General features: G+C 63.6%; 25 protein-coding genes. 14 read left to right on the top strand and 11 right to left on the bottom strand.

Translation table 11 applies throughout. The features are described from left to right. Positions 1 to 46 precede the first annotated feature (46 nt). Together EJ068_RS30340 and hemB are read left to right on the top strand one after the other, a co-directional pair. Positions 47 to 859, top strand: coding sequence for a DUF2066 domain-containing protein (locus tag EJ068_RS30340; RefSeq protein WP_127252415.1), 813 nt, complete (start codon positions 47 to 49; stop codon positions 857 to 859). A 223-nt stretch (positions 860 to 1,082) separates the two neighbouring features. Continuing rightward, positions 1,083 to 2,114: a porphobilinogen synthase gene (gene hemB, locus EJ068_RS30335; protein WP_127252417.1), complete on the top strand. Its 1,032-nt coding sequence runs from the start codon at positions 1,083 to 1,085 to the stop codon at positions 2,112 to 2,114. Positions 2,115 to 2,153: 39 nt separating this feature from the next. Here the strand turns inward: hemB and EJ068_RS30330 are convergent, their stop codons facing one another. Further along, complete coding sequence (locus tag EJ068_RS30330) at positions 2,154 to 2,852, bottom strand: glutathione S-transferase (RefSeq protein WP_127252419.1); 699 nt, start codon at positions 2,850 to 2,852, stop codon at positions 2,154 to 2,156. A 108-nt stretch (positions 2,853 to 2,960) separates the two neighbouring features. On the opposite strand from EJ068_RS30330, the gene phaZ reads away from it, so the two are divergent. Next, positions 2,961 to 4,169 (top strand): polyhydroxyalkanoate depolymerase, encoded by a 1,209-nt coding sequence (gene phaZ / locus EJ068_RS30325; protein ID WP_127252421.1) that lies wholly within the window; start codon positions 2,961 to 2,963, stop codon positions 4,167 to 4,169. A gap of 169 nt (positions 4,170 to 4,338) precedes the next feature. Beyond that, positions 4,339 to 4,974, top strand: a complete 636-nt coding sequence (locus EJ068_RS30320; protein ID WP_129554964.1) for a dihydrofolate reductase family protein — start codon at positions 4,339 to 4,341, stop codon at positions 4,972 to 4,974. 66 nt (positions 4,975 to 5,040) lie between these two features. Here EJ068_RS30320 and EJ068_RS30315 read toward each other — a convergent pair whose 3' ends face one another. Next, positions 5,041 to 6,156 (bottom strand): integrase core domain-containing protein, encoded by a 1,116-nt coding sequence (locus tag EJ068_RS30315; protein WP_245463290.1) that lies wholly within the window; start codon positions 6,154 to 6,156, stop codon positions 5,041 to 5,043. Positions 6,157 to 6,515: 359 nt separating this feature from the next. Next, positions 6,516 to 7,463 (bottom strand): polyphosphate kinase 2, encoded by a 948-nt coding sequence (ppk2, locus tag EJ068_RS30310; RefSeq protein WP_210212051.1) that lies wholly within the window; start codon positions 7,461 to 7,463, stop codon positions 6,516 to 6,518. A gap of 238 nt (positions 7,464 to 7,701) precedes the next feature. Here ppk2 and EJ068_RS30305 point away from each other — a divergent pair, with 238 nt between their 5' ends. Then, complete coding sequence (locus EJ068_RS30305) at positions 7,702 to 8,745, top strand: aldo/keto reductase (RefSeq protein ID WP_127253727.1); 1,044 nt, start codon at positions 7,702 to 7,704, stop codon at positions 8,743 to 8,745. Positions 8,746 to 8,750: 5 nt separating this feature from the next. Here the strand turns inward: EJ068_RS30305 and EJ068_RS30300 are convergent, their stop codons facing one another. Both EJ068_RS30300 and EJ068_RS30295 read right to left on the bottom strand, forming a co-directional pair. Further along, positions 8,751 to 9,722: a glycosyl transferase family 90 gene (locus EJ068_RS30300; RefSeq protein WP_127253728.1), complete on the bottom strand. Its 972-nt coding sequence runs from the start codon at positions 9,720 to 9,722 to the stop codon at positions 8,751 to 8,753. A 115-nt stretch (positions 9,723 to 9,837) separates the two neighbouring features. Beyond that, positions 9,838 to 10,503, bottom strand: coding sequence for a GntR family transcriptional regulator (locus tag EJ068_RS30295; protein ID WP_127253730.1), 666 nt, complete (start codon positions 10,501 to 10,503; stop codon positions 9,838 to 9,840). Positions 10,504 to 10,618: 115 nt separating this feature from the next. Here EJ068_RS30295 and EJ068_RS30290 point away from each other — a divergent pair, with 115 nt between their 5' ends. Both EJ068_RS30290 and EJ068_RS30285 read left to right on the top strand, forming a co-directional pair. Beyond that, positions 10,619 to 11,866, top strand: coding sequence for an MFS transporter (locus EJ068_RS30290; protein WP_128315818.1), 1,248 nt, complete (start codon positions 10,619 to 10,621; stop codon positions 11,864 to 11,866). Positions 11,867 to 11,901: 35 nt separating this feature from the next. After that, positions 11,902 to 12,276 (top strand): DUF423 domain-containing protein, encoded by a 375-nt coding sequence (locus tag EJ068_RS30285; protein WP_127253480.1) that lies wholly within the window; start codon positions 11,902 to 11,904, stop codon positions 12,274 to 12,276. Positions 12,277 to 12,291: 15 nt separating this feature from the next. Here the strand turns inward: EJ068_RS30285 and EJ068_RS32890 are convergent, their stop codons facing one another. Together EJ068_RS32890 and EJ068_RS32885 are read right to left on the bottom strand one after the other, a co-directional pair. After that, on the bottom strand, positions 12,292 to 12,429 hold the full coding sequence (locus EJ068_RS32890) for a hypothetical protein (protein WP_189342146.1): 138 nt from the start codon (positions 12,427 to 12,429) through the stop codon (positions 12,292 to 12,294). A gap of 58 nt (positions 12,430 to 12,487) precedes the next feature. Continuing rightward, positions 12,488 to 12,631, bottom strand: coding sequence for a hypothetical protein (locus tag EJ068_RS32885; protein ID WP_189342147.1), 144 nt, complete (start codon positions 12,629 to 12,631; stop codon positions 12,488 to 12,490). A 177-nt stretch (positions 12,632 to 12,808) separates the two neighbouring features. On the opposite strand from EJ068_RS32885, the gene EJ068_RS30280 reads away from it, so the two are divergent. After that, entirely contained in the window at positions 12,809 to 13,888 is a 1,080-nt protein-coding gene (locus EJ068_RS30280; RefSeq protein WP_127253479.1) for a LacI family DNA-binding transcriptional regulator, read from the top strand. A gap of 63 nt (positions 13,889 to 13,951) precedes the next feature. On the opposite strand, the gene opgC is transcribed toward EJ068_RS30280, so the two are convergent. Further along, a complete protein-coding gene (gene opgC, locus EJ068_RS30275; RefSeq protein ID WP_129554963.1) occupies positions 13,952 to 15,148 on the bottom strand; it encodes an OpgC domain-containing protein in 1,197 nt (398 codons plus the stop codon). Between the two features lie 204 nt (positions 15,149 to 15,352). Between opgC and EJ068_RS30270 the strand changes: the two genes are divergently transcribed. Beyond that, positions 15,353 to 16,012, top strand: coding sequence for an alpha/beta hydrolase (locus tag EJ068_RS30270; RefSeq protein WP_245463289.1), 660 nt, complete (start codon positions 15,353 to 15,355; stop codon positions 16,010 to 16,012). A 66-nt stretch (positions 16,013 to 16,078) separates the two neighbouring features. Here the strand turns inward: EJ068_RS30270 and sthA are convergent, their stop codons facing one another. Then, entirely contained in the window at positions 16,079 to 17,467 is a 1,389-nt protein-coding gene (sthA, locus tag EJ068_RS30265) for a Si-specific NAD(P)(+) transhydrogenase (protein WP_127253476.1), read from the bottom strand. A gap of 192 nt (positions 17,468 to 17,659) precedes the next feature. Between sthA and EJ068_RS30260 the strand changes: the two genes are divergently transcribed. The 4 genes from EJ068_RS30260 (at position 17,660) to EJ068_RS30245 (ending at position 20,714) form a co-directional block, all read left to right on the top strand. Then, positions 17,660 to 18,262: a hypothetical protein gene (locus tag EJ068_RS30260; protein WP_245463288.1), complete on the top strand. Its 603-nt coding sequence runs from the start codon at positions 17,660 to 17,662 to the stop codon at positions 18,260 to 18,262. Positions 18,263 to 18,309: 47 nt separating this feature from the next. After that, positions 18,310 to 18,780, top strand: coding sequence for an RDD family protein (locus EJ068_RS30255; RefSeq protein ID WP_127253475.1), 471 nt, complete (start codon positions 18,310 to 18,312; stop codon positions 18,778 to 18,780). A 148-nt stretch (positions 18,781 to 18,928) separates the two neighbouring features. Further along, positions 18,929 to 19,693 carry an arginyltransferase gene (locus tag EJ068_RS30250; protein WP_042640082.1) on the top strand — a complete coding sequence of 255 codons (765 nt, stop codon included), beginning with the start codon at positions 18,929 to 18,931 and terminating at the stop codon, positions 19,691 to 19,693. A 124-nt stretch (positions 19,694 to 19,817) separates the two neighbouring features. Further along, the gene (locus tag EJ068_RS30245) at positions 19,818 to 20,714 is read left to right on the top strand and encodes a DMT family transporter (RefSeq protein WP_127252979.1); all 897 of its coding nucleotides are present in this window, start codon (positions 19,818 to 19,820) and stop codon (positions 20,712 to 20,714) included. Here the strand turns inward: EJ068_RS30245 and EJ068_RS30240 are convergent. Both EJ068_RS30240 and parC read right to left on the bottom strand, forming a co-directional pair. Continuing rightward, positions 20,702 to 21,901, bottom strand: a complete 1,200-nt coding sequence (locus EJ068_RS30240) for an AI-2E family transporter (RefSeq protein ID WP_127252978.1) — start codon at positions 21,899 to 21,901, stop codon at positions 20,702 to 20,704. The two genes, EJ068_RS30245 and EJ068_RS30240, sit on opposite strands and share 13 nt — an antisense overlap. Before the next feature lie 296 nt (positions 21,902 to 22,197). Next, the gene (gene parC / locus EJ068_RS30235; protein WP_127252977.1) at positions 22,198 to 24,453 is read right to left on the bottom strand and encodes a DNA topoisomerase IV subunit A; all 2,256 of its coding nucleotides are present in this window, start codon (positions 24,451 to 24,453) and stop codon (positions 22,198 to 22,200) included. 417 nt (positions 24,454 to 24,870) lie between these two features. On the opposite strand from parC, the gene EJ068_RS30230 reads away from it, so the two are divergent. Beyond that, complete coding sequence (locus tag EJ068_RS30230; protein ID WP_127252976.1) at positions 24,871 to 26,061, top strand: hypothetical protein; 1,191 nt, start codon at positions 24,871 to 24,873, stop codon at positions 26,059 to 26,061. Positions 26,062 to 26,129: the final 68 nt, after the last annotated feature.

Genomic DNA, 26,129 nt, shown 5'->3' with positions numbered 1-26,129 from the left:
GGCAAAGAACTATGCCCGCGCCCTGACAGGTTTCGAGCAGATCGACATGCCTGGAATTTCTCGCTTCGTGGTTGGATTGGCCGGTCTCCTGTGCCTGGGTGTTCCGGCCCGCGCCGCGACGCCCGCCGAGCTTTACCAGGCGCAAACGATCGTCACTGGAACCGGAGACGTGAACCGGCAGATCGGCTTCAAGGATTGCCTCGACAAGGTGCTGGTCAAGGTCTCGGGCGATCAGCGGCTGACGCAGAAGACGCAGATGCTGGCGCTGCGCGAGAAGGCGGCCGATTTCGTCCAGTCCTTCCGCTACCACGACCGGCTCGAAGGCATTCCGATCCATGACGAGCAAGGCACGCATGACCGGCCGCACGATCTGACCTGCCTCTACAAGCCTGCTGTGGTCGACAAGCTGCTTGCGCAGCTCGGCAGCAGGCCCTGGCCCGGCGAGCGGCCGACCATCGCCGTCTTCATGATCGCCGAGCAGGGCGCGCGGCATTTCGTGTTGACGCAAGACGAGCAGCGCGGCAACGCGATGCGCGAATCCTTCGCCAATGCCGCCGGTCCGCTGCTGATGCGCGTCACCTTTCCAAGGGCCGGGCAGCTTGGCGGACTCGATGAGAAGGCGCTTTCCGAAGCCGATATGGCAAGGCTCGACAAGTTCGCGAAAAAAGCGGGAGCGGCCCGGGCGCTCGCCGGCAGCATCGTGTGGAGCGACAAGGAGCTTGGCTGGATCGCCGACTGGCGGCTGGCCGATCGTGGCAAGATCTATCGCTGGCAGGCGCGCGGCGTCAGCTTCGACGAGGCCTTCCGGGTCGCGATCAGGGGCGCGGCGCAGATCCTGTCGGGGCACGGGCAGCCGTAAGTGCATTTCCTCGCCCCGCGCGAGCGGGGAGAGGTGGCTCGGCGAAGCCGAGACGGAGAGGGGAGCGCCCTACGAACGAGGGCCCCCTCTCCGTCCGCTTCGCGGACACCTCTCCCCCGCTTTTAGCGGGGGCGAGGAATTAGGCCCAGCCTGGCACAATCGTGTCGCATTGGTCAGCTGCCAAGACGCGTGGTAAAAGCCGGCGCAAAAGAGAGTTTCGGCCATGAACAAATTCACCCCCGCAAAGCCTGCCGGCGCGCGCAGCGTCGATGAGATCACCGGCAGCCGGCGGCTCAGGCGCATGCGCAAGGCCGACTGGTCGCGCCGGCTGGTGCAGGAGAACCAGCTTTCGGTCAACGACCTGATCTGGCCGATCTTCGTCGTTGACGGCAAGAACATACGCGAGCCGATCGCCGCCATGCCGGACGTCTATCGCCTCTCCATCGATCTCGCAGTGAGGGAAGCCGAGCGCGCCGCCAAGCTCGGCATTCCGGCGATCGCCACCTTCCCCAATGTCGAGCTTGCGCTGCGCGACCAGACCGGCTCGCACATCCTCGACCCGGACAATGTCATCAACCGCGCCACGCGCGCCATCAAGGACGCGGTGCCGGAAATCGGCATCATCACCGATGCCGCGCTCGACCCGTTCACCAGCCATGGCCATGACGGCATCCTGCGCGACGGCATCATCGTCAATGACGAGACGGTGGAGCAGGTCGCGGCCGCGGCCGTCATCCAGGCCGCCGCCGGCGCCGACATCATCGCGCCTTCCGACATGATGGACGGCCGCATCGGCGCCATCCGCGACGCGCTCGATGCCAACGGGTTCCAGGACGTGGCGATCATGTCCTATGCGACGAAGTTCGCCTCCGCCTTCTACGGCCCCTATCGCGAGGCGGTCGGCACCGCCGGCCTGCTCAAGGGCGACAAGAAGACCTATTACATCGACCACGCCAATTCCGACGAGGCGGTGCGCGAGGCCGAGCAGGACCTCGCCGAAGGCGCCGACATGCTGATGGTGAAGCCGGGTCTCCCCTATCTCGACATCATCCGTCGGCTGAAGGACGAGTTCCAGATGCCGACTTTCGCCTATCAGGTGTCGGGCGAATATTCGATGATCAAGGCAGCGGCCGCCAATGGCTGGATCGACGGCGAGAAGGCGATGCTGGAATCGCTGCTTTCGCTGAAGCGGGCGGGCTGCGACGGCGTGCTGACCTATTTCGCGCCGACCGTGGCGGAGATGCTGAAGGGGTAAGCCGCCAAACCGGCAAGCAGCGGCGCCATTGATCAGCCTTCAGAATTCCACGTCGAGCTCGACGATCTCATCTGGCTCGGCGAGCGCGCCTTCGGTCCATTCCCGCATCAGCGGCCAGGCAAAGACCGTCTCGCAGTAGGCGGCGAGTGGCGCTTCGAAGTCAACCGCATAGGTGCGGAAGCGGGTGCAGACCGGAGCATACATGGCATCGGCCATGGTGGGCCATGCCCCGAACAGCCACGGTCCACCATAGGTCGTCAGACATTCCGACCAGATCGCCTTGATCCGCTCCACGTCGGGCCGCGCGCCGGAAAAGATCTTGAAGCTCTTGTGCCTCGCCTTGAGGTTCATCGGCAGTACCGAGCGCAGGTTGTGGAAGCCCGAATGCATTTCGCCCGACACCGCGCGGCAATGGGCGCGCGCCACGCGCTCGGCTGGCAGCAGGCCGGCGCCCGGCACCGTCTCCGCAAGGTATTCGGCGATGGCCAGCGTATCCCATACGGTGACGCCGTCATGCGTCAGCCGCGGCACCAACACCGATGGCGACAGGAGCAGCAACTCCTGCCGCTGCTCCGGATCATCGATGTCGACGCGCTCCTCCTCAAACTCCAAACCGGCCATGCGGCACAGCAGCCAGCCGCGCAGGGACCATGACGAGTAGTTCTTCGACGAGATCGTCAGCGTCGCCTTCGTCGCGCTTTCCGGCCTCGCCGCAACCGCCTTCGCCGCCTTGGCCATGTCGTGGAACCTCCAAGCCTTTCGCCGGCAACAATCCTCTCGCAATGCAAAATAAATTGCACTAGCTTTTTTGCACTGCACGATGGGCTGTCAGCGGAACGAGGCGCAATGCTTTACCAGGCCTACCAGCTCCAGGACGACCTCATAGCTCCGGCGCGCATGCTTGCCGAACTGACGAGTTCCGCGACGGGCGGGATGGCGCTCGGCGACGCCGCCAAACGGCGCATCGCGGCCGGGCTGGAGATGATCGCCCGTTTCAGGCTCACCCATACGCGGCCCGATTTCGGCATCGAGACTGTCAGGGTCGGCCACCGCGAGGTGCCGGTCGCCGTCGAAACGGCGCTCACCCTGCCCTTCGGCAAACTGCTGCGCTTTGCCAAGGACATCGACGCCCGCCAGCCGAAGGTCATGGTGGTCGCGCCCCTGTCCGGACATTTCTCGACGCTGCTGCGCGGCACGGTGGAGACGCTGCTGGCCGGCCACGAGGTCTATGTCACCGACTGGGCCAATGCCCGCGACGTGCCGCTTTCGGCCGGCAACTTCGGCGTGGACGACTATGTCGACTACCTCATCCGTTTCCTGGAGGCGATCGGCCCGGGGGCGCATATCCTGGCGGTCTGCCAGCCCTGCGTCCAGGCGCTCGCCGCCGTCGCCATCATGTCCGAGGACAGGCATCCGGCGACGCCGCGCTCGATGACGCTGATGGCGGGGCCGATCGACCCGCGCGAAAGCCCGACCGAGGTCAACGAATTCGCCGTCAGCAAGTCGCTGGCCTGGTTCCAGAACTACGTCATCTCGCATGTGCCCTTCCGCCACCCGGGCGGCGGGCGGCGGGTGTATCCGGGCTTCCTGCAGCTAACCGCCTTCATGGCCATGAACAGCGACCGCCACGTCACGGCGCATCGCAAGCTCCATGAGCATCTGGCGGCCGGCGAGACCGCCGAAGCCGAGAAGATCAAGACTTTCTACGACGAGTATTTCGCGGTGCTCGACCTCACCGAGGAATTCTATCTCGAGACCATCGACCGGGTGTTCCAGAAGGCGGAGCTTGCCACGGGCGCGTTCACCTTCCGCGGCAGCAAGGTCGATCCCGGCGCGATCCGCAACACGGCGCTGCTCACCGTCGAGGGCGGACGCGACGACATATGCGCGCTGGGCCAGACCTCGGCGGCGCATGATCTGTGCCGCTCGCTGCGCCCACATTTGAAGCGGCATCACCTGCAGGCCAATGTCGGCCATTACGGCGTCTTCAACGGCAAACGTTGGGAACGCGAAATCTATCCCGTAGTGCGCAACCTCATCCTGGCGATGGAATAGCGGGACGCGCGGACGAACAAACCGGCGCCGTGGGCGCCCAGTTCCTCGTCAAATCCATAACCTGGATCGTGCCGCCGAGCGCGATACTGCTACCCATCTGCTTGCAATTCGCAATCAGTCAAGCTATCAGTTAACCGATTGCAAATTACAACTGGATCAGGAGGCAATGATGTCCAGGCTGCGTGTTAACGCTTTCACCTTGTCGCTCGACGGTTACGGCGCCGGTCCCGATCAGAGCCTCGACAACCCGCTCGGCGTAGGCGGCGAAGGTCTACACAAGTGGATGATCAAGACCCGCTCGTTCTACCAGATGATCGGCAAGGAAGGCGGAACGACCGATACGGATGACGATTTTGCGGTGCGCAGCTTCGAGAATGTCGGCGCCTGGATCCTCGGCCGCAACATGTTCGCCCCGAGCCGTGGTCCATGGCCGGACGACAACTGGAAAGGCTGGTGGGGTCCCAACCCGCCCTACCACGTGCCGACCTTTGTTTTGACGCATCACAAGCGCGCGCCGATCGAGATGGAAGGCGGGACGACGTTCTATTTCGTCACCGACGGCATCCACTCAGCGCTCGAACAGGCGAAGGCGGCCGCCGGCGGCAAGGATGTGCGCGTCGGCGGCGGCGTCCGGCAGTATCTGCAGGAGAAGCTCATCGACGAGATGCATCTGGCAGTCTCGCCGCTCCTGCTCGGCTCGGGCGAGCATCTGTTCGCCGGGCTCGACATGCTGAAGCTGGGATACCGCTGCACTGGGCAGGTTGCGACCGCCGATGCAACGCATGTGATGATCGGGCGGGCGTGATTACAGTGTCCAGCGGATAGATGGGTAACACTTTGAACCGGATACATAGGTAACAGTTTTCTCTCCCTATGATGCGGTCGCCGCAGCGCCAAGCGGTCGGCTTGGCGCGGCGCTGCGGCGAACCAGTTTCATGTGCTTCTCATCGATGAAGCCGAGCGGATGGGTGTGGAAGCGCATCGTCCACTCGCCATCCTCGGTCTCTTCAATGGCAATCGGTTCGCCGGCCAACGTGGCCGAGACATAGATCTCGGTGCCCCGCCATTTGACGGCGCCGTTCTGGCGCACGCCGCGCACCGCTGCCTCGGTCGGATAATCGGGCTCAGGGGCTGTCTTCGGCATCGGCCGGGTCGAGGGGCGGTAATGCTGTGCCGGGGTGTCCATGCCCAGCGCCTCGTGCGGACGCTCCTCATTGTAGCTGCGCCGGAAGTCCTCGAAGGCCCTGGCTTGAGCCGCTTTGTCAGCCTTCGGTGCATCGGCCATCGGCAGCATGGTCAGATGGAAACGCTCATGGCGCCCGTTCTGCTGCGGCTTGCCTGGCTGGATGCGCTCCAGGGCGATGCCGAGCTTAATGAAGCGCACTGCCAGCGGCGTCAGCCCTGTGACGCCGGCCGACGCAAAGGGTGGGCCATTGTCGCTTCGAATGCGATCCGGCAGACCGTTTTCCTCAAACAATCGCTCAAACACCGGCCACGCCTCCTCGTCGGCCGTCGAGCCCGTCGCCTCGAGCCCCAGCAGGTAGCGGCTCAATGCATCCATCACCGTCAATGGCTCGCAGCGCCAGCCGTCACGGGTCCGGAACCAGCCCTTGTGGTCTACCGTCCACACCGCATTCGGCGCCGCAGGCTCCGGCCATGGCCCATTGCCCACAGCCCGCCAGCGCCGGCGCCGGCGTCCCACAAGACCATGCCGCTTCAGGATCTCGCCAGCTGTCGAGACTGCCGGCCAGCCACAACTGGGCTCCGCCCGCTTCAGCCGCGCCATGATCTTCTTCAGCCCCCACAGCGGATGCGCTTCCTTCTCCGCCACGATCCGCTCCACCAGCTCGGCTGCCGTTGCCCGGCCGTGATCGAGCGGCGCCCGCGGCCGGTCGTGCAGGCCTTCCGGGCCGGTCTCCCGGTAACGCCCAAGCCATTTGTAGCCGGTCTTGCGTGAGATCTCGAAGGCCGCGCAAAGCTGCGTCATCGTCTCCTCGCCAGCTTTTCAACAACAAAACGAAGCCGCTCATCCATGATGCCAGTCTCTCGCCAAACCATCGCCGGTCCTCCCGGCTGGCAAGAAAACTGTCACCCATCTAATCGGTCCATTCTGTTACCTATCTATCCGGTTCGGACAACAGCCCTTTCTCCCCGTCACTATACGGGGAGAAATGCCCGGCAGGGCAATGAGGGGCAACGCTGCCGGCCCGAGATTGGCGATAGCCTATCCATGGTCTTTGGGCCTACGCTGCGAATTGAAGGTCAATCACCGAAGCCGGCGCTGCCCCTCATCCGCCCTTCGGGCACCTTCTCCCCGTGGAACGGGGAGAAGGAAAAAAGGGCGCCTCAATACTTCTCCGGCACGTAAAGCTCGCGCGGAAGCACCTGGCGCTCGTAGGAGGGGTTGAAGACGCGCTCCGGCAGCGTGATCTCTTCATGCGGCACATCTTCATACGGCACCTGCTGCAACAGATGATCGATGCAGTTCAGCCGCGCGCGTTTCTTGTCGTTGCCCTCGACGATGAACCAGGGCGCCTCCTTGATGTTGGTGCGGGCGAAGGTCTCTTCCTTGGCCTTGGTGTACTGCTCCCAGCGCACGCGCGACTGCAGGTCCATGGGCGACAGCTTCCACTGCTTCATCGGGTCGTGGATGCGCATCAGAAAGCGCATCTGCTGTTCCTCGTCGGTGATCGAGAACCAGTATTTCACCAGCGTGATGCCGGAGCGGACCAGCATGCGCTCGAATTCCGGCACGTCGCGGAAAAACTCCTCGACCTGATCCGCATTGGCAAATCCCATCACCCGCTCGACGCCGGAGCGGTTGTACCAGGAGCGGTCGAACAGCACGATCTCGCCGCCCGCGGGGAGATGCGGCACGTAGCGCTGGAAATACCATTGCGACTTTTCGCGTTCGGTCGGCGCCGGCAATGCCACCACGCGGGCGATGCGGGGATTGAGCCGCTGCGTGATGCGCTTGATGACGCCACCCTTGCCGGCGGAGTCGCGGCCCTCGAAGACCACCACCAGCTTCTTCTTGTGGTAGGCGACCCAGGATTGCAGCTTGATCAGTTCGGACTGGAGCCTCAACAGCTCGCGGAAATAAGTCATCCGATCGATGGAAGGCGGATGCGACTTCTTGTAGATCTTGGCGATCTCGAGCGAGAGCGCCGGTTCGGAAATCTCCAGCTCGTAGTCTTCGTCGAGCGTGTCCTCGAGCTCGGCTTCCAGCCAGTCCTTGGCCCCGGAATTCGATTTCACTTCATTCACCGCGCAGCTCCGTCGCCTGTCAGCCATCATCGCTTCGGAATGCGCCGCGGCTCCGCCCCGACACGCCACTCCGTAAGCCGACTGAGATACAGAGGCGCAATGACGGTTTTATTGCAAGGCGACCACAGCCGGGCATGATAGACGATATGTGATCGGCCCGTATCGATAGCGGGGCGACAAGCGGCTGGAATTGTCCTACAAATCCCTCGCCTCTTTCCCGCGCCCGCCACGGCGCCTCTGCAAAACAAAATCGCGAGGACCCGACATGGAATACCGCACCCTTGGCCGTTCCGGCCTGAAGGTTTCGACATTGACCCTCGGCACCATGACCTTCGGCGGCACGGGCCCGTTCGCCGCCGTCGGCAACTCCGATCTTTCGGAAGCCAGGCGCATCATCGACACCTGCATCGATGCCGGCATCAACCTCATCGACACCGCCAACGTCTATTCCAACGGGCTGTCGGAGGAGATCATCGGCGAGGCGCTTGGCGGCAAGCGCAAGAACGACGTGCTGATCGCGTCCAAGGCGCGCATGCGCATCGGCGCCGGTCCGAATGACGAGGGCTTGTCGCGCCACCATCTGATCCGCGAATGCGAAAAGAGCCTGAAGCGGCTCAGGACCGATGTCATCGACGTCTATTTCGTTCACCAGTGGGATGGGCTGACCCCGGTCGAGGAGACGATCGCGGCGCTCGACACTTTGGTCAACCAGGGCAAGATCCGTTACATCGGCTGCTCCAACTGGTCGGGCTGGCAGGTGATGAAGGCTCTTGCCGTCAGCGACAGCCGACATCAGGCCCGGTTCGTCACCCAGCAGATCCATTACACGCTGGAAGCGCGCGAAGCCGAGTATGAATTGCTGCCGATCTCGGTCGACCAGGGCCTCGGCGTGCTGGTCTGGAGTCCGCTGGCGGGCGGCCTGCTCTCCGGCAAATATCATCGCGACAGCCCGACCGCGCGCCAGCTCGGCGGCTGGAAGGAACCGCCGATCCGCGACGTGGACCGGCTGTGGCGCATCGTCGACGTGCTCTCCGACATCGGCAAGGCGCGCGGCATCTCAGGGGCGCAGGTCGCGCTGGCCTGGCTGCTCGGCCGTCCGGCCGTAAGCTCGCTGGTGATCGGCGCACGCAACGAGACGCAGCTCAAGGACAACCTCGCCGCGGCCAGCCTGTCGCTCTCCGAGGAAGAACGCCAGCGACTTGACTCGGTCAGCCGCCCGCCGGTGCTTTATCCCTACTGGCACCAGCAGTTCACCGCCAGGGACCGGTTCGGGCCGGCCGACAAGGTGCTCGACCGCTCGCATGCCTAAAACAGTCAGTCGGCGATAAAGCGCCAGACTTCCGGATCGGGCTTTATCTGCCCACTCAACACGAAATATTTATAGAGGACGAGCAGCGAGATCGCCTGCTCGTCCTGTTCATTGCCGAATTGGCGGCAATAGGCGTTGGCGGCGGCAGTTATCCGCGCCGCCTCGGCAGGATGCTTTTCTAAATAGGCCACCTTGTCGACAAGGTCGGAGAAATCAGGCTCGAGCGGCACGTAATGGATATTGGGCTCCACCTTGGCTTCCGCAAACCAGGTTTCGTAGGTCGGCTCCGGCATCAGGCAGAGCGAATTGGAGCTCATGATCCATTTCAGGTTCGTCGCGACGTCATTGCCTTCGAGCGAGACAATGTAGCGATACTGCCGCTGCTGCTCGATGTTCAGGAACGGCTTGCGGTATCCATCCGGCGCGTCGGGCTTGTGGGAACCCGCATCGCAAAACGGTAGGTCGGCGGCCTTTTCCACGAAGCGGGTGCGAAGCGGATTGTTGAGATGACCGCGCCAGACCACCATCGGGCGCTTGTCGGCGAAGGACAGCTTGTCGGGTGGCATGTAGAAGTGGCGGAACTTGTTCAGCTTCATCAGCACGCCATTGGCGTTGTCGTCGCCGATGGGCCGGTCCTTGACGATCCTCGGCACCTCCGGAATGCCGACGACATCGCCATATTCGAAATCGATCAGCAGGCCGGGATCGAAATAGCGGGCGAATTCCTTGAGATCGTAATAATACATGCTGGAAGCGGTCGGCAGCTTGCCGACGGCCACCGCGTCTGGACTGGGCGCGAACGGCTGTTCCAGCTTGTTATAATAGTTCAGACGCGCTCGAACGGTCTTGCCTGAAAGCCTGGCCTGATCGAGCCGGCTGGCCAGGCGGTCGCGGAACAGGGACTGCGGTGCGCGGTCACGCGCGAAATTACGCGCATAGTAGAACAGCTTTGCGGCGGTTCGAGCGAGTGTGGCCATGCGTCCGCGAGTTCAGCAAGATGGTCAATGGTAGTCAGCCTTCATCCCCCTCGTCTCCTACAGCATTCTCCCGGCCATGTTGCAAGCCTGCTAATGCGAATGGCCACATGAGACTTTACGCTGCGACGACCGCGAACCCTCTTGCGCGCAGACCGCGCCGATCGTCATGCAGCGAGGTGACCAGCCGATCGCGGCTGCCGGCGATGTGAGCGGAAAGCAGCTGAGCCGCTTGCTCGGCGTCGCCTATCCTGACGGCGGCGAGAATGGCGTGGTGTTCGGCCCAGGCGCGGCCGAGCGCCTTTTCATCTCGCACTTCCAGCCAGCGCGCTCGCGACAGCCTCGTCATCGCATCGCGCACCGCCCTCAACAGGAACTCGTTGCCGGAAAGCCTTGCCAGCTCGATGTGGAAATCCAGGCCGACGCGATGCCACTCCTCGCGCGGCGTTTCCGCATCGCAGGAATCGAGCATCGCGGCGATCAACTCGATGCCGCCACGGTCTTCGAGCGCCGCCGTCAGGCGAACCGCCGCGATCTCGACCGCCTCGCGGTAGACGGCGATCTGTCCGAGTTCCGCGAGGTTGATCGGCGCCACCGTCCAGCCGCGGCCGTCGCGGCCGATCAGCCCTTCCGTTTCCAGGCGCAGCAGCGCCGCCCGCACCGGCGTGCGCGAAGCGCCGAACCGGCTCTCGATCCAGCGCTCGGTCAAACGTTCGCCCGGGCCGATCTCCAGCCCGAGGATCATCTCGCGAAGCTGCCTTTCGACATTCTGCATCTGCGACATTGTCGGTCCGATCTTCAAAGCCGCATTGACAGCGACAAATGCCAGGTCCATGACGAATACCGGTTTGGTATCCCAAGTTGGGATCCATAACAATCCCAGCAGTGGCAAGTGTGACATGACGCCCAGCGAAACCGGACAGAGCGGCTTCAACATCCATTGGCGACGCAATCTCGCCGTCTGCTTCGCCGGCTCGTTCAGCACGCTCATCGCCATGACGCTGCTGCTTCCGTTCCTGCCGCTCTACGTCGAGCAGCTTGGCGCCGAAGGGCACGCGGCGATTGTGCAGTGGTCGGGCATCGCTTATGGCGCGACCTTCTTCGCGGCCGCGCTGGTGGCGCCCTTGTGGGGCCGGCTGGGCGACCGCTACGGCCGCAAGCTGATGCTGGTGCGCGCTTCGTTCGGCATGGCGATCTGCATGTCGCTGACCGGCATGGTTGAGAGCGTGTGGCAACTGGTGCTGCTGCGGCTGCTGATCGGCTTTGCCGGCGGCTATTCCTCGGGCTCGACGATCCTGGTGGCGATGCAGACGCCGAAGGAGCGCTCGGGCTGGGCGCTGGGCGTGCTGGCGGCGGGCATCACCGCCGGCTCGCTGGTCGGACCGCTGCTGGGTGGCCTGCTGCCGCCGCTGATCGGCATCCGCGCGACTTTCCTGCTCTCCGGCGGCGTCATCTTCCTGGCGTTTCTGGCGACGACTTTCCTGATCAAGGAGAATCCGCCGCCGCCCAAGCCCGCCTCGGCGGCGAGCCCGAAAAGCGACTGGTCGCAGATCCCCGACAAACGGCCGATCGTCGCCATGCTGGCAACGGGCATGCTGCTCGCCTTCGCCACCATGTCGATCGAGCCGATCATCACCGTCTATGTACAGCAGCTCGTCGATGACCAGAGCAAAGTGACCATGGTCGCCGGCGTCGTCATGTCGGCGGCCGCGCTCGGCACCATCCTGTCCTCGTCCTGGCTGGGCAAGCTCGCCGACCGCGTCGGCCACTGGAACGTCGTGGTCGGCGCCCTTGCCGTCTCGGCCTTGCTGCTTATCCCGCAAGCCTTCGTCACCAATGGCTGGCAATTGATCGGCCTGCGCTTCCTGATGGGCCTGGCGCTGGGCGGATTGTTGCCCTGCATCACCAGCGTCATCCGGCACAATATCCCCGACGGGATCGGTGGCAACGTGCTTGGCCTGGCAATCTCGGCGCAATATGTCGGCCAAGTCGCGGGGCCGCTGTCCGGCGGCTTCGTCGGCGGGCATTTCGGCATGCGCTCGGTGTTTCTGGGCACAGCGGTGCTGATGGCGCTGGGCGCTGCCTACAACTGGATTGTCCAATCGAGGCGGGCGCGGCATATGCTGATCGAGGCCGGCGAGTCTTGATCGGCCTTCCGCCCAACCGCCATGGAGCATCCAGGATGAGCCTCACCGGGCAAGCATCAGACAGCGGAAGCCGCGTCCTCGTGCTGGCAGCCGGCCTCGTTGGGGCGGCGGGCGTAGCGTTGTCGGCCGCCGCCGCGCATCGCGGCGGCGCCTTTACCGGCACTGCCGCCAATTTCCTCCTGATGCATGCGCCGGCTTTTCTTGCCATCGGCCTTGCCGGCGGCAACCGTTGCCTCAGGATCGCCAGCCTCGTCCTGCTCTTGGGCCTGCTGCTGTTCTGCGGCGATCTGCTTGCCCGCGACTTTCTCGGATCGCGGCTGTTCCCGATGTCGGCGCCGATCGGCGGCACGCTGCTGATCGCCGGCTGGGTGGCGATCGCCGCCTCGGCCCTGTGGCGCCCTCGGCATTAGGCTATTTTTCAGCGCCTATTTTCGGCCGGCTCGCCGCTTGCGCTCGCGCGCAGGCAGTTCGTCACGGCGGGTCCGCTGAGGCTGCTCGGTCCCGGGCGTGATGCCCCAATAGTTGCGGTAGATGTCCTGAAACAGATGACCAATCGGATGCATGATTGCTTCTCCTTGGGTTTGAATCGATCCAATATACGGGTGCGGAAAAAACTGCGGGTCAGCCTCGCTTGGGGTCCACGAGGAAGCGCGGCTTGCGGCGCCATGGGCTCGACCTGCCTCGCCGCTTCTCGCTGACAGCGGCCGAAGCGATGCCCCAGTCGTTGCGGTAGATGTCCTCGAACAAATAGCTCACCGGATGCATGGCACCCCTCCTGTCGAAATTCGCTCCGCCATGGAGCACGGAACTTGGATCGATTCAAATCATAGACCTCTTTTGCCCACCGTCAACAGAATTTTGAATCGATCCAATAAAAATGTTAGATGACCGGCAGCAATTCAGCGGTCATGTTCGTGACGTGACCGGATTCGGAGGAACGACATGGCATCACTCCTCGAAGGCCAGGCAAGACCGATCAGGCTTGCCGACATCGCCAAGGCCGCCGGCGTCTCGCATGGCACGGCCTCCAATGTCTTCAGCCGGCCCGAGATCGTGCGCGCCGAAGTGCGCGAACGGGTCAAGGCGGTGGCGGAGCAGATGGGTTACGCCGGTCCCGACCCGAAAGGCCGGCTGCTGCGCGCCGGCAAAGTCAACGCCATCGGGGTCGCCACCACGGAGCCCCTCTCCTACTTCTTCGACGATCCTTTCGCCCGCGTCATGATGGCTGGCATTTCAGAAGCCTGCGACGCCACCGGCGCGGGCATCGCGCTGGTGTCGGCCGCCAACCAAGAGAAGCTTGCCTGGAACATCCAGAGCGCACTTGTCGACGGCTTCATCCTGTTCTGCATCGAAGGCGGCTCGCGCCTTGTCGACCTGACGCGCGAGCGTAGGCTGCCCTTCGTGGCGCTGGAGCTCGGCTTCCAGGACGAGACCGTCTCGGCCATCGGCGTCGACAATGTCGCGGGCGCAAGGCTCGCGGCGCGCCATCTGGCCGAGCTCGGCCATCGCCGCTTCGCGGTGCTGTCGCTGGCCTTCGCAGACAACCGCACCGGCTTCGCCACGCCGGACATCGTGCGCGGCGCGCTCTACACCGGAACACGCGACCGACTTGCCGGCTATTTCGAGGAGCTTGCCCGCTTCGGCATCGATACGACGAAAATCCCGGTCTACGAGACCGAGAATGAGGAAAAGAGCACCAGAGCCGGCCTCGAGGCGATCTTCGCCGATGGTGAGGCGCCGACCGCCATACTGGCGATGTCGGACCGCATGGCGCTGATCGCCATCGACTGGCTGAAAGCGCGGGGCCTGGACGTCCCCGGCGACGTCTCCATCGTCGGTTTCGACGGCGTGCCGGACGGCGCGCTGTGCACACCCGCGCTGACCACGGTCGCCCAGCCGATCACCGAGATCGGCCGCCGCGCCGCGCGCATGATCCTCGATCATGACGGTACGGTGCGGCGCGAGACGATGGGTGTCGAACTGATCGTCAGAGCCTCAACCGGCCCGGCCCGCACAGGCTAAGCGCTCTTGCGGCGTCGCGCAATTCCGAGCGGAAAACCGCTCCGCACTTCTCCTGAAATTGCTTCAGTATCCTCCCGCCCTTGCCGGCACCGGCTGCGCGCCGAACGGCCTGTTTGGAGCCTCCCCGCGCGCTTCCTTGGCGCGGGACGGCCCAAGACCGGCAAGCCATTCAAGGTAGAGCGCAAGCGCGAACTGCATGGCGATGCCGGCCGCGATCAGCAGCGTATCGTAAGCCGGGCCGCCCGGGTTGATCAGCTTCAGCACCTGCGCCGACATCGCAAGCAGCGTGCCGGCGATGAACACCGGCAGCGAGCGCTTGCCCAGAATGGCCAGCGGATTGTCGGGCCTGACGCGGAAGAGGTTGGAGACAGCCGGCAACGCGACGATCAGGTAGCTGACCGACAGAATGTGCAACAGCCGCGGCAGCGACAGGAAGGTCTTGTCGAAGCCGCCGATCACCACCGGCAGATTGAACCAGGTGATCTGGCCCCAGAGCGGGCTGTGCACCCAGATCGCCGCGCCGGCCACGTAGATGCCCGCGGCGCCAAGCAGCCACGGATTGATCGGGATTCGCCCGCCCCGCTTCACATGCAGCATGGCGGCAAGGCCGATGTTGAAGACGAACTGCCAGGACAGCGGGTTGAGGAACCAGAGGCCAGGCTCCGGGTAGTTTGGCGGCGCGATCTGCCAGATGCCGGCGACGAGCCAGAGCAGGCCTGACACGATCAGCGCCGTCACCGGCCTATGGCTGACGAACAGCACGAAAGCCGGCGCCGCCAGAAGCAGCGCCGCATAGACCGGCAGGATGTTGTTGTAGCCGAGCTGGTGGCCGAGCGTGACGATGCCGAGCAGCACCTGCGGCGTGTTCTTCATCAAGGGCTCGATGTTTATCATGGTCAGCATTTCCGGCCGGTGCGCGAACAGCGCGGCGGCGCAAAACAGCGCGATCACCACCATCGTGATGACGATGTGAGCGATGTAGAGCACGCCGGCGCGCCGCCACATCTTCAGGGTCGCGAGCAAACGGCCGCCCGGCTTGAACTTCGTGCCGTAGGCCAGCGCCACCGAGATGCCGGAGATCAGCACGAAGGCTTCGGCCGCATCGGAAAAACCGAAATTCTTGTAGGTCCAATTCTCGAAGACCGTGCCCGGAACGTGGTCGACGAAGATGGTGAGCAGCGCGAGCGCGCGCAGCACGTCGATACGTGTGTCGCGCTCTCCGATACGCTTGTCGCGTTCGTTGGAAACAGGGGTGGTCATCGACAAAAGGCCTCAAAGCTGGTTGTTCATAGCCAGCAATGCGACCCCCGGGGCGCACCGCTTCGATTCCTCCCGCGGGAGGTATATCGGCGCTGAAACGGACTGAAATGCGCCTGGTTCAATCAACTTTCGCGGAGCGCGAAAATATTCCGTTTTGAAGCCGGCAAATCAACGAATCTCTCATGGAATCAAATGGATGTGAGCGTGTCCGAATATAGCGATGAAAACAGTATCCTGCACAGTGATCTTGGCTTCCGCTACCGCGTGGTGACGCCGGCAAAGTCGACCGGCAAATGCCTGTTTGTGCTGCACGGATCGGGTGTGGACGAAACGACGCTCATCCCGCTTGCACGGAAGATCGCGCCCGACGCGACGCTGGTTGCCGCGCGTGGGCGCATCCCCCAGGACAATGGCTTCCGCTGGTTCGAGCGAATCACGCCGACAAGTTTCGAACAGACCAGCATCCGCAAGGAGACCGCCGCCTACGCCGAATTCGCCGTAGAGGTATCCGAGCGCCATGGCCTCGACCCGCGGCGCGCGGCCTTCCTTGGCTATTCGAACGGCGCCAACGTCGTCTCCAGCCTGATGCTGCTCCATCCTGGCCTGGTCCGGGAGGCGGCGCTACTACGAGCGATGCCGGTGCTCGACACTTCGCCGATGACCGATCTCGGCGGAACACGTGTCTTGATCATCGCCGGCGCCGCCGACCAGACCTACGGCCCATTCGCCCCGGCGCTGGTGACGCTGTTCAGCGAACGCCGCGCCGAGGTCGACGCGCGCATCGTTGCTTCGGGCCATGAATTCGGCGACGCCGACGCCGCGATCGCGCGGCAGTGGCTGGCAGGTCCCATGCCGACGGCCTGACCGCGCCGCCAGCCGGGCGATGCTGCCTTTAGACGGCAGGCGCGGCCCGCGGCGGCTCGAGGAATTCTACCCTCGTCCCATCCGGTTCCAGGCATCCAGGCCTGCGATCTTGTAGGCTTCCGCCAGCGTCGGATAGTTGAAGGTGTTGTTGACGAAGAAGTCGACCGTGCCACCGAGATTGATCACCGCCTGGCCGATATGAATGAGCTCGGTGGCGCCCTCGCCGACGATGTGGGCGCCGAGCAGGCGGCGCGTCTCGACAGAGAACAACAGCTTCAGGAAACCGCTTGAGACGCCCATGATATGGCCGCGCGATGTCTCGCGAAAACGCGCCAGGCCAACCTCGTAAGCATCGCCGCTCTCGCGCACCTGCTCTTCCGACAGGCCGACCGTCGAGATCTCCGGCACGGCGTAGATGCCATAAGGAAAGCTCTCCGGCGGGGGCGGCAGGTTGACGCCGAAGGCGTGGCATGCCGCCACCCGGCCCTGCTCCATCGAGGTCGAGGCAAGGCTCGGGAAGCCGATGACGTCGCCGGCCGCGTAGATGTTCGGCACGCTGGTCTGGAAGGTCTGCGGATCGACCTTGACCCGGCCTCGGGCGTCGGCCTCGATGCCGACCGCGTCGAGGCCGAGGCTGGCGATGTTGCCGGTGCGGCCGGCGGCGTAGAGCACCATCTCGGAGCGGATGGTGCGGCCGTCGGCGAGCGTTACCTCGGCATAGTCAGGTTTGGAGGCGATCTCCTTGACCGGACTGCCGAGCCGGATGGTCATGCCGCGGTCGCGCATCTGGTGAATGAAATCGTCGACGATCTCGCGGTCGATGAAATCCAGGATGGAGTTGCGCGGCTCGACCAAGGTCACCGGCACGTCGAGCGCCGAAAAGATGGTGGCATATTCGACGCCGATGACGCCGGCGCCGATCACCGTCAGCGTGCGCGGCAGGTGGTGGAGTTCCAGCATCTCGTCGCTGTCGAAGATCCGCTTCCGGTCGAAGGGCACGTCGGCCGGCCGGTGCGGCCGGGTGCCGACGGCAATCAGCGCGTTGGCAAAGCCAATCTCGCTGTAATCGCCATTGTCGGCGGTCAGGCTGGCCTTGTTCGGCGCGAGGAATTTAACCGCGGCGCGCGCGCTCCTCACGGTGTTGCGCATGAACTGGTGCTGCAACACCTCGACCTCGTGGTCGAGGGTCTTGTGCAGCCGTTCGACCAGGTCGCCGATCGAAATGTCCTGCTTCACCCGGTAGCCGCGCCCATAGAAGCCGCGCTCACGCCAGCCCGAGAGATTGAGCACGGTCTCGCGCAACGTCTTGGACGGGATGGTGCCGGTATGCACCGAGACGCCGCCCAGACGCCTGCCCCGGTCGACCACCAGGACGGACTTGCCCAGCTTGGCCGATTGCACGGCGGCGCGGCGTCCCGAAGGGCCGCTGCCGATGACCAGCATGTCGTAATCCATGAACCCCTTCCCCGCATCTTTGTGCGCCGCAACAAGCTAATCCGGCGGCGGCGTCATATTCAACTGCCTATCGCGTCTGCCTACCGCGGAAAATCTGTAAGAAGCGGCCGTATGAACCGTGAACTTGACCCGACGGCAACGCTTGCGTGCAATGGTGATAAACGAGGGAACCACGGGGGTGGCTGAGTTTTCATGTCCAAAAGCGATACCTTGCCTGGCACAGCGACTGGATTCCTGTCTGACCTACAGGCCCACCCCTTCTTCGTGGATCGGCGTGAAGGCCTGTTTCGTTTCATCGCGCTGCTCGTCGCCGCGATCTTCGTCTATCGCGGCATGAACAACGTCATCGTCGATCCGGGCCGCCTCCACGTCCTGCTGCTGACGATCTCCGAGACGCTTACCTTCATCTGGCTGCTTCTGGCGCGGCGGCCGATTGTCCGCGACTGGAGTCCTTTCACGGTATTCATTTCGCTGACAGCGGGTTTCGGCTCGGGCTTCGTCTCGCTTCAGGAGGGCGCCGCAATCATTCCGTTGTCTATCGCGGCGCCACTGCAGTTGCTGGCTTTGTGGCTGGTGATCTGGGGCAAGATGTCGCTCGGCCGCTCCTTCGCCATCCTGCCCGCCAATCGCGGCGTCGTCACCGGCGGGGGCCTACCGCTACGTGCGGCAGCTGACGGAAGAATATCGCCACTATCTCGGGCGGGTTCGCTACAGGCTCTGTCCCGGCATTTTCTGAGATCACGCCGCCCGCCCGCTGGCACGTTCCTTGAATTCCGGGCCACTCTCACCATTTGAGAATGCGGCAGGCATCCTTATGCGGATGCGGCGATCGAGGAACGGACATGAACGCACGCGTTTTGGATGGTGAGATCATTACGACCAGGTTCGATGACACCCGCGCCTATCGCGGGGTGAGGACAAGGCGGATCTTTGCCTTCCTGCTCGACTATTTCTTCGTCGCGCTGCTGACCATTCCCTTTGCCATACTGGTGGCCATTCTCGGGCTTTTGACCTTCGGCCTCGGCTGGGCGCTGTTTTCGGTGCTGGTGCCGATGGTCGCCATCCTCTACATCTGGAATACCTTGGGCAGCCGCGACCAAGCGACGACCGGCATGAAGATCATGGGCATCCGCCTGGAGAAGCTCGACGGCAGCCGTATCGACGGCATGACGGCGGTGGTGCATTCCGTTCTGTTCTGGGCAGGCAACGTCATCGTGACGCCGCTGGTGCTGCTGGTCACGCTGTTTTCCGACCGCAAGCGCACGCTGCACGACCTTTTGCTCGGCACCGTGGTCACCCGCACCGACATCTGACGGTGTCCAGGGTCGCGTCCATCGAACCGCCGCGCCGCCTGTGCCCAAATATGAACAGGCTTGGGCCGCCGCGCCCGCACAATCCTGTTGAATTTTTCGCCGGCCGGGCCAAAGGTAGGGCGATTCGCAGGAGCGTTTCCAAGATTAGATGACGCAGCATCCGACACAGTCGCCGCAGTTCTTCCTGACCGCGCCGTCGCCGTGTCCCTACCTGGAGGGACAGTTCGAGCGCAAGGTGTTCACGCACCTTGTCGGCGACAAGGCGCCGGAGATGAACGACCTGCTGACGCAAGGCGGCTTCCGGCGCTCGCAGAACATCGCCTACCGTCCGGCTTGCGAGTCCTGTCGCGCCTGCGTGTCGGTGCGCATCCTGGCGCAGGAATTCGATCCCAGCCGCAACATGCGCCGCGTCATCCAGCACAATGCCGATCTCGTCGGCGCCATGCATGACGCGCAGCCCTCGACCGAGCAATACTCTCTCTTCCGCAGCTATCTCGACGCCCGCCATCGCCGTGGCGGCATGTCGGACATGACCGTGCTCGACTATGCGATGATGGTGGAGGACACGCATGTCGACACCAAGATCATCGAATACCGGCGTCGTGGTCCTGATACCTTCATAACCGGCAAAGGCCAGGGCGAACTGATCGCCGTGGCGCTCACCGACAAGATGGCCGACGGCCTGTCGATGGTCTATTCCTACTTCAATCCCGACCTCGAGGACCGTTCGCTCGGCACCTTCATGATCCTCGACCACATCGCCCGTGCCAAGGCGATGGGCTTGCCCCACGTCTATCTCGGCTACTGGGTCAACGGCTCGCGCAAGATGAACTATAAGATGCGATTCATGCCGCAGGAGCATCTCGGCCCGAAGGGCTGGGAACGCTACGACCACGAAGCGGTCAGTCGCTGAGCCGCCCAACGCTTCACCCTTAAACTGTTTCAAGGAGGAGGACGCTGGTCTTTCGGCCGGCAGGCTGGAACGACCGCGTCACGGCCGCTTTGCGTCCCCTCAAGTTGCTTGCGAGATTGCCCGCATGCCCACCCATACCGACCACCAAAAAGGTCTGCTGATCACCGCCATCGGTGGCCTCACGCTGACCGTCGACATACCGCTGATCCGGCTTGCCGACGGCGCACCCTGGACGATCATGCTGCTGCGAACCGGCACCACCTTGCTGGCGGGGCTGGTGATGTGGGCGATCTGGAGGTCGCTGGACAGGAACGCGCCGAAGCTCATCCCGGGCTGGTCGGGACTTGCCGTTGCTGTCTGCTACGGTTTGACCGGCATAAGCTTCGTCACGGCCGTCTATCATACTTCGACCGCCGACCTTGTCTTCATCCTGGCCTTCAACACCGTTTTCGCGGCGCTGCTGTCGTGGCTCTTCCTCAAGGAAAGACCGCAGATTGCGACCGTAATCGCCATGTTGGCGATGATCCTCGGCGTGCTGATCATTGTCGGCGGCTCGGTCGGAACCGGGCATCTGTTCGGCGATTTCATGGCGCTTTGCTCGGCCTTCTTCGTTGCGCTCGCCATCACCATCTCGCGCGCCAGCGGCAAGGACATGGGCTTCACCGGGCTGGTCGGCGTCATCCTGCCGCTGGCGCTCGCCGCCTTCATGGTTTCGGGCGAAGGATTCCACGTGAACGCACCGTGGTGGATCATCTTCAACGGCGCCGTGATCATGCCGATCTCGTTCTTCTGCCTGGCCAATGGGCCGAAATACATTTCGGGGCCGGAGGTGGCGATGTTCTATCTTCTGGAGACCGTGCTGGCGCCGATCTGGGTCTGGCTGATCTTCGCCGAGGCTCCCACGCGCAACAGCCTGATCGGCGGCACGATCCTGATCGTGACGCTGGTGGCGCATTCGCTGTGGCAATTGCATGAGGGCCGCAAGAGGCGGGCGGCGCTTGCCGTGGTTCACCCGGCCTGAATCTTCCTTGGCTCGGCCGCCGCCTCGATCTGGGACGGCGCGCCGGTGTGATCGGCGACCGGGGGAGTCTCGTCCATCAATTCCACCTCGCGCAGCCATTCGCGCCAGATGGCGACGAGCAGGGCCATCAGCACCGGGCCGATGAACAGGCCGAGGAAGCCCATCGTCTTGACGCCGCCGATCAGGCCGAAAAAGGTCGGCAGGAAAGGCAGCTTGATCGGCCCGCCCACCAGCTTGGGCCGCAGCGTCTTGTCGACGATGAAGAGCTCGACCGCGCCCCATGTGAACAGCGCAAGGCCGGCGAACAGCTTGCCGCTGGCCGCGAGGTAGATCGAGACCAGGGTGAAGGAGAGTGGCGCGCCGCCGGGGATCAGCGCCATGATGCCGGTGAGCGCGCCAAGTGTCACCGGCGACGGCACGCCGGCGAGCCAATAGGCGATGCCAAGCACAAGGCCCTCGCCGATGGCGATGATGGTCATGCCCGTCACGGTCGAGGAGATGGTCGCCGGCACGACGCGCGAGATGCGCTCCCAGCGCGTCGGCAGGATGCGCTCGCCCAAGCGATCGACCTGGGCCGCGAAAGACTCGCCGTCGCGATAGGCGAAGAACAGCGCGATCATCATGAACAGAAGCGTCAGCAGCAGGCTGAACGCACTGCCGCCAGCAGCCAAAGCTCCGCGATAGATGTTTCCGATATTGGAGCCGCTGACCGCCTGGATCACTTCACCGATGCCACCGGGATGGCCAAGATAGGATGTCCACTGCCCGTTCAGCCACTCGCCGATGACCGGCATGGTGGCAATCCAGCCCGGCGTCACCGCGCCATGCCGGTTGGTCTCGATCGCCCAGGTGACCCACTCGCGCAGCTCGTTGATGGCGTAGGTGCCGGCCAGCGCGATCGGCACCACCAGGAAGGTTAGGATGAAGAGGATCGCAAGCGTCGCGCCTATGGTGCGGTTGCCGCCGACGGCGACGAGCAGCCGGCGGTAGAGCGGCCAGCTGGCGAAGGCGATGACGAGCGCGGCCAGAACCGGGAACAGGAAGCCGTGGAAGAAATAGACGCCGGCGGCGGCGATCAGCACCAGAAGCCACCGTGCCGCCGACAGCGGCGGGATGACGGCCGCCCTGAGCGGCGTCGACAGGCCGAACAGTCGCTGCCCCGGCTTCTGGATCTCAGCCCGCTTCAATCCGGCGTTTCTCCCTACCCGATGGTTTCGATGGATGTCTATGCACCATCATAGTGCAGCAATCGTGACGATAGTCCAAATGATTGGGGCGACCTTCCCTTCTCCCCTTGTGAGAGAAGGTGGATCGGCGCGATAGCGCCGAGACGGATGAGGGGTGTTCCAGCGGAGTAAGACGCCAAAACATCCAAGGAATTTCACCGCTTACGTCGGAAAGGTCGCGATCCTTCCAACACCCCTCATCCGGCCGAGCTTCGCTCGTCCACCTTCTCCCACAAGGGGGAGAAGGAAAGGTCGCGCTAGCCGAATTTCCCCGTCCTCGGGAAGCCCTTCGGCACCATACGGCCGGCGGCGGCGCGGGCGCCGATCCACTCGGCGAGTTCCTCGCGCGACTTGGTGAAGGTGCGGTCGGCCGAATCCTGCCAGGAGAGCCCGGTCTCCAGCGTGAAGGTCTTCAGGTCCAGCACGCCGCCGTCCTTGTACTTCTGCAGGCGCACGCCCTTGCCGCGGGCCATTTCCGGGATTTCGGTGAGCGGGAAGACCAGCATCTTGCGGTTCTCGCCGACAATGGCGAGGTGGTCGCCCGCCACCGGAATGCAGCGCTTGGCCTCATCCGGCGCCTTGACGTTCATGACCTGCTTGCCCTTGCGGGTGTTGGCGACGACCTCTTCCTCCGAAACGATGAAGCCGTTGGCGTCATAGGATACCAGCAGCAGCTTGCGCTTCGGATCATGGACAAAAGCGGTGACGATGTCCTGGTCGTTCTCCATGTCCACGATGATGCGGATCGGCTCGCCATGGCCGCGCCCGCCCGGCAGCCGGTCGGCGCCGATGGTGTAGAACTTGCCGCCAGTGGTGAAGACCAGGATCTTGTCCGTGGTCTGGGCATGGAAGGCCAGCTTCAGGCTATCGCCTTCCTTGAAGGCGAGCTGCGAGTAATCTGTCAGGTGGCCCTTCATGGCGCGCAGCCAGCCCTTTTCCGAGACGACGACCGTGACCGGCTCGCGTTCAATCATGGCATGCGCGATGTCGGTGAGATCGTGCTCCGGCGCGTCGGCGAACTGGGTGCGGCGCTTGCCGAGCTCGGTCTCGGGGCCGAACTTGTCGCGAAGCTGCGTGACTTCCCACTTGATCGTCGCCCATTGCTTGGCGTCGGACGCGAGCAGCGCCTCGATCTGCTTCTTCTCCGCGGTGAGCCCGTCGAACTCCTTGCGGATCTCGATCTCTTCCAGCTTGCGCAAGGCGCGCAGGCGCATGTTGAGGATGGCTTCGGCCTGGTTGTCGGTGAGCGACCAGCGGGCCATCATCACCTGCTTGGGCTCATCCTCCTCGCGGATGATCCTGATCACCTCGTCGATGTTCAGATAGGCGATCAGGTAACCGGCAAGGATTTCCAGCCGCTTCTCGATCTCGCCCAGCCGGTATTTCGAGCGGCGGACCAGAACGTCGCGACGGTGGTCCAGCCACTCCTTCAGCACGCCTTTCAGCGAGAGCACGTTCGGCACCTTGCCGCGCGACAGTACGTTCATGTTGAGCGGGAAGCGGCTTTCGAGCTCGGTGAGCTTGAACAGCGATTCCATCAGCAGGCCGGGATCCACGGTGCGGCTCTTCGGCACCAGCACGATGCGGATGTCCTCGGCGCTCTCGTCGCGGATGTCTTCGAGCAGCGGCAGCTTGCGCGCCATCAAGAGCTCGGCGATCTTCTCAATCAGCCTGGCCTTCTGCACGCCGTAAGGGATTTCGGTGACGACGATGCTCCAGGTGCCCCTGCCCTGATCCTCCTGCCCCCATTTCGAGCGCACGCGAAAACCGCCGCGGCCCGTCTCATAGGCTTCGAGGATCGAGGCGCGGCTGTCGACGATGATGCCGCCGGTTGGGAAATCCGGCCCCTGGACGAAATCCATCAGCTTCGCCACCGGCGCTTCCGGATGTTCGATCAGATGGAGAGCGGCGTCGCAGAGTTCGGCGGCGTTGTGCGGCGGGATCGAGGTCGCCATGCCGACGGCAATGCCCGAGGAGCCGTTGGCGAGCAGGTTCGGGAAGGCGCCCGGCAGAACGGACGGCTCCTCGTCCTCTTCATTGTAGGTCGGGCGGAAATCGACGGCGTCTTCATTGATGCCGGCAAGCAGCTCGCTCGCCACCTCCGTCATGCGCGCTTCGGTGTAGCGCATGGCGGCGGCGTTATCGCCGTCGATGTTGCCGAAATTGCCCTGCCCGTCGACCAGCGGGTAGCGCATCGAGAAATCCTGCGCCAGGCGCACCAGCGCGTCGTAGATCGATTGGTCGCCATGCGGATGGAACTTGCCCATCACGTCGCCGACGATGCGGGCGCATTTGGCGAAACCCTGATCGGGGTTGAGCCTGAGCAGCCGCATGGCATGCATGATGCGGCGATGGACCGGTTTCAGTCCGTCGCGCACATCCGGCAGTGCCCGGTGCATGATGGTCGACAGCGCGTAAGCGAGATAGCGCCGCTCAAGCGCTTCCTTCAGATCGACCGGTTCGATTTTGTCGCCGCCGCCATTGTCATCGGGCGGCAAAAGCCTCTTTCCCATGGTTTTGGACTAGCCGAGCGGGTGATTCGCGGCAAGCGTCGCGTGAACATCGGCGCTTTGGTCGCGGCTACGAACACACAACCGGCGATGTGAAGGGCTTCACGGAAGCGCCCGGGAGGCGGCTGCAATTTGCCACCGATCTGCAACAGGCCGCGACGGCACCATGAGGCCGGCCAACATCAACTCGTTACACGCGGCCTCTATCTGGCATGCAACGCGCTGGCGGAGGAAAGCCGCGATCTTCATGACAAATTCACCGCATCGCGCAATGACTGCCGGCCGGCGTTTGCTTTTCGTCGCCATTTTCGACACATCTGCCGGAAAATGCCTTCTTCCCGTCCCGTTCGTCACGGAATGGTGATGGAGCAGGTGTCAGAACAATTTTCATCATAGCCAAATCAGGACAGGGAACTCGCCATGACAATCCAACGCTCGACGCTCAAGAAACTGGCTTTTTCGACCTTTCTGCTGACGCTGCCTCTCAATGCGGCCTTCGCCGCCGATCCGGCGGTGGCCGAGCGTATCAAGGCAGCCCTTGCCGCCCAGGGCGTCGAGATTTCCTGGACCGGTGTCTCGGGCGACGATTCGAACGCCGTGCTGCAGGGTGTTTCCATCAAGCCGGCGGCCGAGAAGGAAGCGCTGCCGATCGGCGACGTAAAGCTGGAAGGGGTCACCGAGGCCAATGGCGGCTATGCGATCGCCACTGTCTCGACCTCGCCCTTCGAACACAGCAAGGACGGCGTGACGCTCGACCTCAGCCCGGTGATCATCCACGACATGAAGATCCCGGCCGAAGGCAGCACCGATCCGCTCGGCTCGCTGATGATGTACAAATCGGCGGAGCTCTCCAACATGACGGTCAAGGTCGGCGACAAGACGGCCTTCGCGATGGACGGGCTTGCGGTCCAGATCACCCCGCCGGCCGACGGCAAGGCGATGGACTTCACCGCCAACACCGAAAAATTCACCGCCGACCTGTCGCTGATCGACGACCCCAAGTCGAAGGAAGCGATCGAGGCGCTCGGCTACCAGAACATCTCGGGCAACATTGCCATGGCCGGCACATGGCAGCCGAGCGACGGCAAGATGGAGCTGTCGAAATATGACATCTCGGTCGAGAATGCCGGCACGCTCGGCATGACCTTCAACCTCGGCGGCTACACGGTCGATTTCATCAAGTCGATGCAGGCGATGCAGAAGCAGCTCGCCTCGCAGCCGGAAGGCGCGGACAATTCCGCGCAAGGCATGGCCATGCTCGGACTGATGCAGCAGCTTTCCTTCAACGGCGCCTCGGTGCGTTTCGAGGACGATTCGCTCACCGGCAAGGTGCTCGACTATGTCGGCAAGCAGCAGGGCATGTCGGCCAAGGATGTCGCCAACCAGGCCAAGGCGATCGTGCCGTTCGGCATGGCGCAGCTCAACAATCCCGAGCTGACGGCGGAAGTCTCGTCGGCGGTCAACACCTTCCTCGACGATCCGAAGAGCCTGGAAATCTCGGCCGAGCCTCCGTCGTCGGTACCGTTCGCGCTGATCATGGCCGGCGCCATGTCCAACCCGCTCGACCTGCCCAAGACGCTCGGCGTCAAGGTCAAGGCGAACCAGGACTGATCGAACACGTCAGCTCCAAACGAAAGCCCGGCAGTGATGCCGGGCTTTTTTGTCGGCCGATTTCTTAA

Origin of the sequence: Mesorhizobium sp. M2A.F.Ca.ET.043.02.1.1, assembly GCF_003952405.1 — a bacterium.
GTDB lineage: Bacteria > Pseudomonadota > Alphaproteobacteria > Rhizobiales > Rhizobiaceae > Mesorhizobium.
This window is presented reverse-complemented; position numbering and strand designations above follow the sequence as displayed.